General features: G+C 65.4%; 10 protein-coding genes. 9 read left to right on the forward strand and 1 reads right to left on the reverse strand.

What is annotated here, in order from left to right; all coding sequences use genetic code 11:
- The first annotated feature begins 725 nt into the window (after window positions 1-725).
- Genes P2G62_RS09630 through P2G62_RS09645 form a run of 4 tightly spaced genes read left to right on the forward strand, consistent with a single transcriptional unit; the run spans window position 726 to window position 5,526 of the window.
- Entirely contained in the window at window positions 726-1,886 is a 1,161-nt protein-coding gene (locus P2G62_RS09630; protein ID WP_275734678.1) for a M20 aminoacylase family protein, read from the forward strand.
- Complete coding sequence (locus tag P2G62_RS09635) at window positions 1,883-3,019, forward strand: M20/M25/M40 family metallo-hydrolase (protein WP_275734679.1); 1,137 nt, start codon at window positions 1,883-1,885, stop codon at window positions 3,017-3,019. The genes P2G62_RS09630 and P2G62_RS09635 overlap by 4 nt, the downstream gene beginning before the upstream one ends.
- 57 nt (window positions 3,020-3,076) lie before the next feature.
- Window positions 3,077-4,129, forward strand: coding sequence for a phosphotransferase (locus P2G62_RS09640; protein ID WP_275734680.1), 1,053 nt, complete (start codon window positions 3,077-3,079; stop codon window positions 4,127-4,129).
- Window positions 4,130-4,173: 44 nt separating this feature from the next.
- A complete protein-coding gene (locus P2G62_RS09645) occupies window positions 4,174-5,526 on the forward strand; it encodes an aspartate aminotransferase family protein (protein WP_275734681.1) in 1,353 nt (450 codons plus the stop codon).
- Here the strand turns inward: P2G62_RS09645 and P2G62_RS09650 are convergent.
- A complete protein-coding gene (locus P2G62_RS09650; RefSeq protein ID WP_275734682.1) occupies window positions 5,517-6,296 on the reverse strand; it encodes an IclR family transcriptional regulator in 780 nt (259 codons plus the stop codon). The genes P2G62_RS09645 and P2G62_RS09650 overlap by 10 nt on opposite strands.
- Before the next feature lie 103 nt (window positions 6,297-6,399).
- On the opposite strand from P2G62_RS09650, the gene P2G62_RS09655 reads away from it, so the two are divergent.
- From P2G62_RS09655 to P2G62_RS09675, 5 genes are all read left to right on the forward strand, one after another.
- A complete protein-coding gene (locus tag P2G62_RS09655) occupies window positions 6,400-7,698 on the forward strand; it encodes an ArgE/DapE family deacylase (protein ID WP_275734683.1) in 1,299 nt (432 codons plus the stop codon).
- Window positions 7,699-7,944: 246 nt separating this feature from the next.
- Complete coding sequence (locus P2G62_RS09660) at window positions 7,945-9,534, forward strand: ABC transporter substrate-binding protein (protein ID WP_275734684.1); 1,590 nt, start codon at window positions 7,945-7,947, stop codon at window positions 9,532-9,534.
- Between the two features lie 7 nt (window positions 9,535-9,541).
- Complete coding sequence (locus tag P2G62_RS09665; RefSeq protein WP_275734685.1) at window positions 9,542-10,483, forward strand: ABC transporter permease; 942 nt, start codon at window positions 9,542-9,544, stop codon at window positions 10,481-10,483.
- A 52-nt stretch (window positions 10,484-10,535) separates the two neighbouring features.
- The gene (locus tag P2G62_RS09670; RefSeq protein WP_275734686.1) at window positions 10,536-11,453 is read left to right on the forward strand and encodes an ABC transporter permease; all 918 of its coding nucleotides are present in this window, start codon (window positions 10,536-10,538) and stop codon (window positions 11,451-11,453) included.
- Window positions 11,454-11,465: 12 nt separating this feature from the next.
- Window positions 11,466-13,100, forward strand: a complete 1,635-nt coding sequence (locus P2G62_RS09675; RefSeq protein WP_275734687.1) for an ABC transporter ATP-binding protein — start codon at window positions 11,466-11,468, stop codon at window positions 13,098-13,100.
- The last annotated feature ends 9 nt before the right edge of the window (window positions 13,101-13,109 follow it).

The raw sequence follows: 13,109 nt of genomic DNA on the forward strand, positions 1-13,109 counted from the left end.
AAACCGCCCACATATCTCTTCAGATATCTCGCAATGTCAAAGAGCAAGAGGCAAAAATAAACCGGAAGCGCTCAATCCAAGCGCTGCCCGCCATTCAACCTCATCCGTCCCGCCTTCCCTGCCACCGTCCCGTTCCCAGTCCAGCAGCCCTTCCGGCGCCCCGTCGCAGTGTGTCCCGCTTCGGTGAGGGGCGTTCTACGGAGACTCACCAAACTCCGCAAGCCCATTTTTCGGGAAAAATGAAAAAATTCGTTTTCGGGCCAATAGCTGCCGCGCAGGCAAGGCCCGTCGCCGCCGTCATGCACCCGGCATCACGGCCGATCAGCCCATAAAACACAGAGGTTTTTCACGCAGGGCACACCGCAACGAGAGGGGCGCACCCGGCAGGCAGAGAGCCCGGGACCCTCGGTCCTGCGGGCGTCTAGCGTTTCGGTCAGGGGCCCGTCCCCGGGGAATCACACCCTGCTGCGGGGCGACTCGCCCTGTCGTCTCGCGAGTCGCCCGGTCTCGGGTGACTCGCGTAGCGCGGGCCGCCTCCCTCGGAACCCTCCGCGCCCGAGCGGGCAATACCCGCTTCGATCACGCGACGAAGACCCGGGCTGATGCGAACTGCCCGGTTCTTGGGCAACACGCCGACGCAGGCCCGCTTCCAGACACATGGGGATTGACGGGGCGGTCGTCAGTTGACCTATTGTCGACAATCGACCTTTAAACCGGAGACGCTCGTGCCCACGCTCCCCCGCATCGCGGCCTTCGCCGACGACCTGACCGCCCTGCGTCGCGACTTTCATCGACACCCCGAAATCGGCTTTGCCGAACACCGCACCTCGGCGCGGGTCGCGGAACTTCTGGAAAGCTGGGGGATCACGGTGACGCGCGGATTGGGCGGCACCGGCGTGGTCGGGGTGCTGGAGGGCAACCGCCCCGGCCGCAGCATCGGGCTGCGCGCAGATATGGATGCGCTGCCGATGGAGGAGATGACCAACCTTCCCTATGCTTCGCAGACACCAGGCGTGTTTCACGGCTGCGGGCATGACGGGCACACGACGATCTTGTTGGGGGCCGCGCGTTATCTGGCCGAGACGCGGGATTTCGCAGGGCGGGCAATCTTCATCTTCCAGCCTGCGGAAGAGGGGCTGGGCGGCGCCCGCGCGATGATCCGTGACGGGCTGTTCGAGCGCTTCCCCTGCGACGAGCTGTATGGGCTGCACAACGCCCCCGGTCAGCGCCCCGGAACGATCGGGGTGAAACCGGGGGCCGCGATGGCGGGGGCCGATTTCTTTGACATCACGATTGCCGGGCGCGGCAGTCACGGCGCCAACCCGCAGGACAGCACGGACCCGATCGTGATCGGCGCAGGGTTGATCAAGGAGCTGCAGGGCATCGTTGCACGCAATGTCGCGCCGACCCGGCCTGCGGTATTGTCGGTCACCAAATTCAACGCGGGCTCGGCCTATAACGTGATCCCCGACAGCGCCAGCCTGTCGGGAACCGTGCGCTATTTCGATGATGCCACCGGCCGCCTGATCGCGGAGCGCATGACACAGATCTGCGCCGGATTTGCCACCGCGCATGCCTGCGAGATCGACCTCAAGATCTGGAACGTCTTCGACGTGCTGATGAACGACCCCGTGCGCACCTCCGACATGCTGGCCTGCGCGGCCGGGGTGGTGGGCGCCGAAAACACCTTCGAGAAAACCGACCTGCAGATGGGATCAGAAGATATGGCAGACATGCTCAGACTCGTTCCGGGGGCCTATTGCACCCTTGGCCATGGTGGCACCGTGCCGCTGCACAACCCGGGGTTCATCTTTGACGATGCGATCCTGCCGGTGGGCGCCAGCCTGTTCGCGCGCCTTGTCGAGACCCGGGGGGCCGCACAATGACCTTGCCCGATCTGCCCTTCGACACCGCCGCGATGATCGCCGGGCTGAAGCCCTGGGTCGAATGCGAAAGCCCCACATTCGACGCCGCCGCCGTCGCGCGGATGATGGATCTGGTCGCCTATGACTGCGCCGCGCTTGGCGCCGCCGTCGAAATCATCCCGGGGCGGATGGGCTGTGGTCCTTCGGTCCGGGCGCGCATGCCGCATCCCGATCAGGGCAGCCCGGGCATTCTGGTCTCGGGGCATTTCGACACGGTCCATCCGGTCGGAACGCTCGCGAAAAACCCCTTCCGCATCGAGGGCGACAAGGTATTCGGCCCCGGCATCCAGGACATGAAGTCGGGCAATTACATCGCGCTTGAAGCGATGCGCCAGATCGTGCGCGCCGGGATGCAGACACCGCTGCCCGTCACCTTCCTGTTCACCCCCGACGAGGAAATCGGCACCCCCGCCACCCGCAGCCTGATCGAGGCCGAGGCCCTGGCCAATCGCTATTTTCTGTGCCCCGAACCCGCCCTGCCCGATAACGGGGTAACGACGGGGCGCTACGCCATCGCCCGGTTCGAGATCACCTGCACGGGCGTTCCCAGCCATGCCGGCGCAAAACTGTCCGATGGCACCTCGGCCGTGCGCGAGCTGGCCCACCGGATCATCGAGATCGAGGCGATGACCACCGAAAGCTGCACCTTCTCGGTCAATGATGTGACCTCCGGCCCCTGGGTGAACTGCGTGCCAAGTTTCGCGCGCGCGCAGGTGCTGTCGATGGCCAAGGAACAGGCCGATCTGGACCGGGGCGCCGCGCGGATGCTGGCGCTTGCGGGCACGCGCAACGGGGTGACGTTCAGCGTGACGCAAACCGTGACCCGCCCGGTCTGGGAAAACGATCAACCCGAGACGATGGCGCTCTATGATATCGCCCGCGCGCTGTCGGCCGAGATGGGGATGGATCTGCCCTGCGCCTCTTCGGGGGGTGGGTCGGACGCCAATTTCTCGGGCGCGCTGCGGGTGGCATCGCTGTGCTCACTGGGGGCTACCGGCGACGGGCTGCACACGCTGAACGAACACATCCTTGCCAGCAGCCTCGCGCCTCGGGCCCGGCTGATGGCCGGTCTGTTCCTGACACTGGGGGCCTGACCGGCGACGGGTCTTATTCAACGAACGCGCCCAGCAGGGTGCTGAACGGAACATGCAATGACACTTCCCTCTTCCCCCCCGCGGGCCTTCGACTTCGGCTCGCTGGGGACGACATTCGACCCGATCCCCGACGCCCTCGCGGAACGGATCGCGCAGGTGCATTACCGGCTGGGCGGCACGCTCAAACGGCTCGAAACCGAAAAGGATGACACCTTCCGGCTGCGTACCCCCGACGGGCGGCAGTTCATCCTGAAAATCGCCAACCCGGGCGAGTCGGTGGCAGAGCTGGATCTTCAGGTCCGGGTTCTGCAGCATCTGGAACAGGTGGCCCCCGATCTGCCGGTGCCGCGCGTCTTTGTGGACAAGGACGGCAACGCCCTGCCAGAGCTGGGCAGCGGTCGGCGCGTCCGGCTGCTGAGCTTCCTGCCGGGAACGGTTCTGGATACGCTGACCCCCAGCCCCGCCGAGGTGTTTCAGATCGGGCAGTATCTGGCCCGGATGCGCCATGCGCTCGCCTCTTTTTCCCATCCCGCGGCGACGCGCGCGCTGGCCTGGGATGTCCGTCATCTGCCCGGCCTGGAACCGCTGTTGGCCCATGTCGACGATCCCGCGAAACGCCGGGCGCTGGAACAGGGGCTGGCACGGTTCGACGCCCTGATGCCACGGATCGCCGCCCTGCGCCGGCAGGTGCTGCACAATGATTTCAACCGCTCCAACCTGCTGGTCGATCGCAGCGGCCCGGCGCGGGTTTGCGGCATCATCGACTTCGGCGATACGGTCGAGACCGCCATCGCGATCGACCTGGCCACCGCGATGCTGAACCAGTTGCCGCGCGACGCGGCGCAAAACCCGGTGCCCGATCTTCTGGAATCGCCCAAGCGCCTGCTGGCGGGCTATCGCGAGATTGCGGATCTGACCGACGAGGAGCTGGCACTGGTGCCGCATCTTATCATGGGTCGTGTCGTGGCCCGCGCCCTGCTGTCGCTGTGGCGCGCACGGCTGTTTCCCGACAATCGCCGCTATATCCTGCGCAACACAGAACAGGGCTGGGCACAACTCGACTGGTTTCTCGCCCGCAGCCCGGATGATATGTCCGCATTGCTTCTGTGACGCCCCCCGCCGCTTCTTTGCCCATGCATTCGAAAGGGAATCCGATGTCCTCGCCCACCCCCGGCCACGGCAAGATGGTCAACGCCTTCAACCCCGATACGTTGTCCGATCTGGACCCGGCCACCGGCGCCGCCATCGCGCGGCGGATGCGCCTGCTGGGGCCCGCCTACCGGCTGTTCTATCAGACGCCCGTGCAGGTCTCGACCGGGCGCGGCACGCGGCTGTTCGACCGCGACGGCGCCGAATATCTGGATGCCTATAACAACGTGGTCTCGGTCGGCCATTGCCACCCGCATGTCGTCGCCGCCGTGCATCAGCAGATGCAGACGCTGTGCACCCATACCCGCTATGTGCAGGACGGCATCCTGAATTACGCTGAAACCCTGCTGCCGAGCTTTGGCGGGCGGATCGCCGAGGCCGGGCATATGATGTTCACCTGCACCGGATCCGAAGCGAACGATCTGGCGATGCGGATCGCGCGGCATCACACCGGGCGCAACGGCATCATTGTCACCGCCGAGGCCTATCACGGCAATTCCGACCTGACGGCCAGCTTCTCGCCCTCGCTGGGCGATCAGTCGCCGCTTGGGACCTGGGTGCGCCGCATCCCGGCGCCCGACAGCTATCGCCATGATCCGGCGACGCTAGGGCAGATGATGGCCGCGGCGGTCACCGAACAGGCGCATCTGCTGCGCCGCCATGGCGACGGGCTGGCCGCCTTCATCGCGGATTCGCTGTTTTCGTCCGACGGCATCTTTGCCACGCCCGAGGTGCTGGGCCCGGTGGCAGCGGCCGTGCGCGCGGCGGGCGGCCTGTTCGTCGCGGACGAGGTGCAATCGGGCTTTGCCCGTTCCGGCGAGCGTTTCTGGGGGTTCCAGCGGCACGGGCTCGACCCTGACATCGTCACCATGGGCAAGCCGATGGGCAATGGCTACCCGGTCGCGGGCATCGCCGTGGTGCCCGAGGTGGTGGCGCAATTCGGCCGCGACACCCGCTATTTCAACACCTTCGGCGGCAACAGCGTGGCGATTGCCGCAGCACAAGCGACGCTTGATGTGATCCGCGGCGAAAACCTGCAGGCCAATTCCGCGCGGATCGGCCAGATGATCCAGGACGGGTTCACCGCGCTGGCCCGCCGGTTCGAGGCAATCGGCGATGTGCGCGGCGCGGGGCTTTATGTCGGGGTCGAGATGGTCAGCGACCGTGCGGGCAAGGTGCCGGACGCGCAGGCGGCCACGCAGATCGTGAACCAGCTGCGCGAACGGCGCGTGCTGATCTCGGCCACCGGGCCCGACGCCAATGTGCTCAAGATCCGCCCGCCGCTGGTGTTTTCCGCCGACGACGCCGACCGTCTGCTGACCGAGACCGAGGCCGTGCTGCGCGGCCTTTACGGCTGAGCCTGCAAGCGGATTCCAATCGCCGCCGCGGCCTCTTTCAGCGCGCCGAGCGCCTGGGTGAAAACCTCGGGCTCGGCCAGCGTATCGCTGCGCGCCGTGACCGAGACAGAACCGGCCAGCCCGCCGCGCCGGTCGAAGACAGGCACCGCCAGCCCGGCCAGACCGACCACGAAATCATCCGCGACGAAGGCATGCCCCTCGGCGCGGATCTTTGCGGCCTCGGCCTCCAGCGCGGCGGGGTCGGTCAGCGAAAACGGGGTCCGCGCCAACAAGGGCCGCGCGAGATAGGCCTGCCGCTGCGCCGGGCTCAGATGCGCCAGAATCGCCCGTGGCCCCGAGGCCAGGTGCAGCGGAATCGACCGCCCCGTCGATGACCAGGCCGCCTCGATCTGGACGGTATCGATTCGCGCCCGTTCGACACAGACCGCACTGGTCTCATCCGGCATCCAGGCGAAAGACGACATCTGCGTGCCATGGGTCAGCACATGCAGGAACGGCGCCGCCGCCTCGCGCAGCGGCATCACTCGCGCCACGGCGGGCTGCAGTTTCAGCACCGCCACGCCAAGCGTGTACAGATCGCCGCGGTGCTCGACCATGCCGGTCTCGCACAGCGCAAGCAGCAGTCTTCGCACGGTATTCTTGTCCAGCCCGCTGGCCTGCGCGACCTGCGTCAGGGTCAGTTCCGGCTGCGAAGGGCGGAAACTGCCCAGAATGGCGGCGATGCGGCTGACGGCGCGCATGGATTGAGACGGAGAGGTGACGTCGGTCATTTCGGCTCCAAGTATCACTAAATGATACTATAAAATCATTTGTTGACATTGCAACGCGATTTCACAAAGCTTTCCAAAACACCAGAAGAAAACAGGGAAACACATGACGATCACCGCGGACCTGCGTGCCGCGATCGTTCGGTCCGTCGAAGATGGCTTCGACGACCAGATCGCGTATACGCAAAAGCTTGTCTCTTTCGCCTCGCAACGCGGTGCGGAATTCACCGTTCAGGACTTCATCCACAACGATCTGCGCGCCCGCGGCATGACCATGGACCGCTTCGAGATGGACGAGGCCGCGCTGACCGCCCACGAGGGCGGCGCGCCGTTTTCCGACACCCATTCCCGCGCCCCGATCATCGTCGGCATCCACCACCCGCGCAAGGAAACCGGCCGTTCGCTGATCTTGCAGCACCATCTGGATGTGGTCCCGGTCGGCCCCCGCGACATGTGGGAACACGACCCCTACGGCGGCGCGATCGAGGGCGACTGGATGTATGGCCGGGGTGCCGCCGACATGAAGGCCGGGGCTGCCGCCAATGTCTTTGCGCTCGAGGCGCTCAAACGGATCGGCCTGCAACCGGCGGCGACCGTCTATCTGCAATCGGTGGTGGAAGAGGAATCCACCGGCAACGGCGCGATGCAGACCTTCCTGCGCGGCTATACCGCCGATGCCGCCCTGATCCCCGAACCCGAGGATGAGAAACTGGTGCGTGCCGGGCTGGGCGTTTTGTGGTTCAGCGTCGAAGTGCGCGGAACACCGGTCCATGTGCGTGAAATGGGCGAAGGCGCCAATGCCATCGACGCCGCCTATCGGCTGATCGGCGCGCTGCGCGAGATCGAGGCGAAATGGAACGCCGAACGCGACGCGCACCCCGAATGCGCCGAAGACCCGCATCCGATCAACCTGAACATCGGCATGATCGAGGGCGGCGACTGGGGATCTTCGGTGCCCGCCTGGTGCCGCTTTCAGGTCCGCGTGTCGATCTATCCGGGGCAGCGGGCGAAGGCGAAGTTTCAGGAAATCGCCGATCACATCGCAGCCTTCGCGCGCACCGACCGCTACCTGGCACAGAACCCGCCGAAGCTGACGCAGAACGGCTTCAACGCCGAGGGCTACATCCTCGATCCCGGCTCCGAGGCCGAGGCGGTGCTGGGCCGCGCGCATCAGGCCGCCTTCGATGCGCCGCTCGAAACGATGATGACGCCCGCCTATCTCGATGCCCGGGTCTATGCGCTTTACAACCGGATTCCGACGCTGTGCTACGGCCCGAAATCCAGAGGCATCCACGGTTTTGACGAGGCGGTCAGCCTCAGTTCCGTCAAGCACGTCACACAGGCGATGGCGCTGTTCATCGCCGAATGGTGCGGAACCGAGCCGTTACAGATCGCCGCGCAATAGACCCGCCGCCCCTGCTGCCCTGAGAAACGCAAGGTGCATATATATCCGGCACTCGGAAAAATGCGCCAACAAACTGATAAATATTGGTTTTTCAACACAGAAAGAGGCCCCGCCCCGCGTTGCGACAGAAAACTGGCCCCCGTGCCGCATTGACAGTTGCCAGCGCGAAAAAAACTGAACTACCCTCGATTCACAATTGGCGACAATCGTCATTCTTATGTCCGCTTCAGCCCCAGGAGAAATCGAATGCCCCCGAAAAGTATCCGTCCCGGTATCCTCAAGACCGCCCTGCTGTCGCTGTGCCTGAGTACGGCCGGCCTTGCCGTTCAGGCAGAAACCACCGTCACCGCGGTGATGCACGCGCCGCTGCGCGCCGTCGATCCGGTGATCAGCACCGCCTATATCCTGCGCAACTACGGTTACATGGTTTACGACACGCTGCTGGCGCGCGATTCCAAGGGCCAGCCGCAGCCGCAGATGGCCAGCTGGACCGTGTCCGACGACAACACGACCTATACCTTCACCCTGCGCGATGGGCTGAAATTCCACGATGGCGCCCCGGTCACCGCCGAGGATGCCGTGGCGAGCCTGAAACGCTGGAGCCAGGTCGACAAGACCGGGCAGGTGATGGCCTCGCTGCTCAGCGACATGTCGGTGGTGGATGAGAAAACCTTCACCATGACCTTCTCGGAACCGACCGGGATCGCGCTGATCGCGCTCAGCAAGCCGTCGGGCCTGGCGCCCTTCATCCTGCCCAAGGCCGCCGCCGAAACCCCGATCAGCGAGCCGATCACCTCGACCATCGGGTCGGGCCCGTTCAAGTTCGTGGAAGCCGAGTATCAGCCCGGCGTCGGCGCGACCTTCGTCAAGAACGAAGAGTATGTGCCGCGCGACGAACCGGCGGACGGTCTGGCCGGCGGCAAGGTCGTCAAGATCGACAAGGTGGTCTGGACGACGATGCCCGACTCGATGACCGCGGTCAGCGCGCTTCTGGCGGGCGAGATCGACTTTTACGAACAGATCCCGCATGACCTTCTGCCGCTGGTCGAGGGCAATCCCGACTTCACCGCCGATGTCTATCGCAAGCAGGGCAGCCAGAACCTTGCCCGGATGAACCACACCCTGCCGCCCTTCGACAATCCGAAGATGCGCGAGGCGGTTCTGCTGGCGCTCGGGCAGCAGCCGATGCTGGATGCGCAGGTCGGCGCGGCCTCGGATTACGGCACGATCTGCGCCGCTGTGTTCGGCTGCGACAGCCTCTATGCCTCGGATTACCGGGCAGAGGACATCATCCAGCCGCACCCCGCCGAGGCCAAGGCGATCCTGGACGAGGTCGGCTATGACGGCACGCCGATCATGCTGATGCACGCGACCGACCTGAACAACCTGGCGCCGCAGGGTCCGGTGATCGCGCAGCAACTGCGCGATGCGGGCTTCAACGTCGATATGGTGTCGATGGACTGGGCCAGCGTCGTGGCGCGCCGTGCCTCCAAGGCGGCGGTGGCCGACGGCGGCTGGAACATGTTCTCGACCACCAACGTGCTGCCCGATGTGGGCGATCCGATCGGCTTCATCGGCGTGGCCGCGGGCGGCGAGTCCGCCTGGTTCGGCTGGCCCAACGTGCCCGAGATCGAAGCCCTGCGCGGCAAGCTCGCCCGCAGTTCCGACCCCGCAGAGCAAAAGCAGATCGGGCAAGAGATCGACAAGCTGGTGATCGACAACGGCGTGATGGTGCCGATGGGCGAATTCTACAACGTCACCGTCAAGTCGGCCAAGCTGACCGGCCAGCTGGACGCCGAAGCCCCGGTGTTCTGGAACATCGAGAAGGCGGAGTGAGGCCCTGATGCTGGGCTTTGTCGTCAAGCGGGTTCTCTCGGCGGTGCCGGTGCTGTTCATGGTGGCGATCATCGTCTTCATGGTGCTGCGCCTGTCGCCGGGCGACCCCGCCGTGATGATCGGCGGGCCGAATGCCACGCCCGATCAACTGGCCGCGCTGCGCGAGAGCATGGGGCTGAACAAGCCCCTGCTCGAGCAGCTGTTCATCTGGCTCGGCGCCATCGCGCAGGGCGATTTCGGTGTCTCGCTGGTGTCGGGCAAGCCGGTGGCCGCGCTGGTCATGGACCGTTTCGGCCCGACGCTGGCGCTCAGCCTGTCGACCGTGGTGCTTGCGGTCGCGGTGGCGATCCCGCTGGGCGTCATCGCCGCCTGGCAGCAGGGCAAATGGCTGGACCGTCTGGTGATGACCGGCTCGGTGCTGGGCTTCTCGGTGCCGGTGTTCATCATCGGCTATGTGCTGATCCTGATCTTCGCACGCACGCTGGGCTGGTTCCCGGTGCAGGGCTACAAGCCGCTGTCGGCGGGGTTCCATGACTTCGCCATCCGGCTTGTGCTGCCCTCGGTCACGCTCAGCTTCCCCTATATCGCCCTGATCGCGCGGATCGTGCGTACCAATGTGATCGAGGTGATGAACGAGGATTACATCCGCACCGCCCGCGCCAAGGGCATGACCGAGGGCGGCGTGCTGATGCACCACGCGCTTGGCAATGCCGCGGTGCCGATCGTGACGATCATCGGCGTGTCGATCGCGATGCTGATCGGCGGCGTCGTCGTCACCGAATCCGTGTTCAACATCCCCGGCCTCGGCCGGCTGGTGCTCGAGGCGGTGCTGGCGCGCGATTACACGGTGATCCAGACGGTGATCCTGCTGTTCTCGACGATCTACGTCTTCATCAACCTTGGGGTCGACCTGCTTTACGGCCTGCTCGACCCGCGCATCCGCTACTGACGGCGGGCCGCGCCGGCCCGCCCCTTCCGCCCCATAACAAGTGGACCTTTCGATGACCCAGACCCCCGCACCGGACACCCCCATACCCCCCGCCCGCGACCTGCCGGAGATGGACTCGGCAGCACCGGACGGCGGATTTGGCGCGCTGGTGCGCGGCGTTCTGTCCAGCTGGCCGTCGCGGATCTCGGCGCTGGTGCTGGGGGCGATCATCCTGATGGCGGTGCTGGCCCCGTTCCTGGGCACCACCGATCCGGTCGCGATCAATCCTGCGCTGCGCCTGCAGGGCAGCGGGCCCGAGCATTGGCTGGGCACCGACAGTTTCGGCCGCGATGTCTATTCCCGCATCGTCTATGGCGCGCGGATCTCGCTGGCGGTGGGCGCGGGCACGGTGCTGGTATCGCTGTTGTTCGGCGTCTTCTTCGGGGTCATCACCGGCTATTTCAAATGGGCCGACATCATCGTCATGCGTTTCATGGACGGGCTGATGGCGATCCCGGGCATTCTGCTGGCGATTGCGCTGGTGGCGATTTCGGGCGCGACCCTGACCACCGTTCTGATCGCGATTTCGGTGCCCGAAATCCCGCGGATCGCGCGGATGGTCCGCTCTGTCATCCTGGGCGTGAAGAACGAACCCTATGTCGAGGCCGCCTCGGTTCTGGGCACCGGCGTGTGGAAGATGGTCTGGCGTCACATGCTGCCCAATACCGTGGCGCCGCTGCTGGTGCAGGGCACCTATATCTTCGCCTCGGCGATCATGACGGAATCGATCCTCAGCTTCCTGGGCGCGGGCATCCCGCCCGAAACCCCGTCCTGGGGCAACATGATGGCCGACGGGCGCACCTTCTTCCTGCTCAAGCCCGAACTCATCCTCTATCCCGGCGCGATGGTGTCGCTGACGGTGCTGAGCGTGAACATGCTGGGCGATGTGCTGCGCGACCGGCTCGATCCGCGCATGGCGAAACGGCTTTAAGGAGACAGCGACATGACCACGCCCCCCTCTCAGGTCGTTCTTTCGGTCGAGGATGTGACGATCGACACCCGCCCCGCCGGTCGCAAGCCGATCGTGCGCAACATCAGCTTCGACGTGCGCGAAGGCGAAACCCTGTGCATCGTCGGCGAATCCGGTTCGGGCAAATCGGTCACCTCGATGGCGGTGATGGGCCTGTTGCCGAAAGACGCGCTGCAGGTCACCGGCGGGCGCATCCTGCTGGATGGCGAAGACGTGCTGCAGGCCACCCCCGCCCGAATTCGCGAATTGCGCGCGCAGAAGGTCGCGATGGTGTTTCAGGAACCGATGACCGCGCTGAACCCGGTCAAAACCGCCGGCGCGCAGATCGACGAGGTGCTGCGCCTGCACACCAACCTGTCGGCGGCGGAACGGCGGCAGAAGGTGTTGCACATGCTGGAACGCGTGCATCTGCCCGATGTGGAACGGATCTACAAATCCTATCCGCATCAACTATCGGGCGGGCAACGCCAGCGCATCGTGATCGCGATGGCACTGATCCTGCGCCCGCGGCTGCTACTGGCCGATGAACCCACCACCGCGCTGGATGTGACCACGCAAAAACAGATCCTGCGTCTGATCAAGGAATTGCAGGACGAGGAAAAGACCGCCGTCGTCTTTGTCACCCATGACTTCGGCGTCGTGTCGGAAATCGCCGACCGGATCGTGGTGATGAACCGCGGCGATCTGGTCGAGACCGGCACCTGCGCGAAAATCCTGTCCGACCCGCAGCAGGACTATACCCGGATGCTGGTGTCCTCGGTCCCCAGCCTGATCCCGCGCTGCGCGCCGGTGACCGCCCACCCCAAGGTGCTCGAGGTGATCGGTCTGGAAAAACGCTATGGCAAGAAGGGCCTGTATCGCGACAGTTCGGTGCTGGCGGCGCAGAATATCTCTTTCACCGTGCGCAAGGGCGAGATCACCGGCATCATCGGCGAATCCGGGTCCGGCAAGTCGACGGTGGCGCGCTGCGTGATGCGCCTGACCGACCCGAGCGGCGGCGCCATCGTGCTCAGCGGTGAAGACATCGTGCCGGTGCGCAACCTGCGCCCGATCCGCAAACATGTGCAGTATATCTTTCAGGACCCTTACCGTTCGCTCAACCCGCGGCGCACGATCGGGCAATCGCTGACCGAGGGGCTGCTGAACTACGGCGTCCCGCAGGCCGAGGCCGCGCGCCGCGCTGCCGAGACGCTGGAACTGGTGAACATGCCCGCCGAGGTGATGAGCCGCTATCCGCACCAGTTTTCGGGCGGGCAGCGGCAGCGCATCGCCATTGCCCGCGCCGTGGTGATGGAACCCGACCTGCTGATCGCGGACGAGGCGGTTTCGGCGCTGGACGTGACGGTGCAGGCGCAGGTCTTGCAACTGTTCGAGGAAATCCGCGCCCGCACCGGTATCGCGATCCTGTTCATCACCCACGACCTGCGAGTCGCGGCGCAGATCTGCAACACCATCGTCGTGATGCAGCGTGGCCGGATCCTCGAGCAGGGACCGGCGCGCGATGTGCTGGCCGCACCGGTGCAGGACTACACCCGTAGCCTGATCGACGCGGCCCCGGCCCCCGAATGGGATTTCCAGAATTTCCGCCCCGTGCAGCGGGCCGTCTGAGAAGGAGCG

It is taken from the genome of Paenirhodobacter sp. CAU 1674, from assembly GCF_029222945.1.
Lineage (GTDB): Bacteria > Pseudomonadota > Alphaproteobacteria > Rhodobacterales > Rhodobacteraceae > Rhodobacter.

What these genes read in the sequence shown, in the direction of transcription:
- P2G62_RS09640 (WP_275734680.1), top strand. Translation starts at nt 3,077, where the DNA reads ATGACACTTCCCTCTTCCCCCCCGCGGGCCTTCGACTTCGGCTCGCTG.
- P2G62_RS09660 (WP_275734684.1), top strand. Translation starts at nt 7,945, where the DNA reads ATGCCCCCGAAAAGTATCCGTCCCGGTATCCTCAAGACCGCCCTGCTG.
- P2G62_RS09665 (WP_275734685.1), top strand. Translation starts at nt 9,542, where the DNA reads ATGCTGGGCTTTGTCGTCAAGCGGGTTCTCTCGGCGGTGCCGGTGCTG.
- P2G62_RS09645 (WP_275734681.1), top strand. Translation starts at nt 4,174, where the DNA reads ATGTCCTCGCCCACCCCCGGCCACGGCAAGATGGTCAACGCCTTCAAC.
- P2G62_RS09655 (WP_275734683.1), top strand. Translation starts at nt 6,400, where the DNA reads ATGACGATCACCGCGGACCTGCGTGCCGCGATCGTTCGGTCCGTCGAA.
- P2G62_RS09670 (WP_275734686.1), top strand. Translation starts at nt 10,536, where the DNA reads ATGACCCAGACCCCCGCACCGGACACCCCCATACCCCCCGCCCGCGAC.
- P2G62_RS09650 (WP_275734682.1), bottom strand. Translation starts at nt 6,296, where the DNA reads ATGACCGACGTCACCTCTCCGTCTCAATCCATGCGCGCCGTCAGCCGC.
- P2G62_RS09675 (WP_275734687.1), top strand. Translation starts at nt 11,466, where the DNA reads ATGACCACGCCCCCCTCTCAGGTCGTTCTTTCGGTCGAGGATGTGACG.
- P2G62_RS09635 (WP_275734679.1), top strand. Translation starts at nt 1,883, where the DNA reads ATGACCTTGCCCGATCTGCCCTTCGACACCGCCGCGATGATCGCCGGG.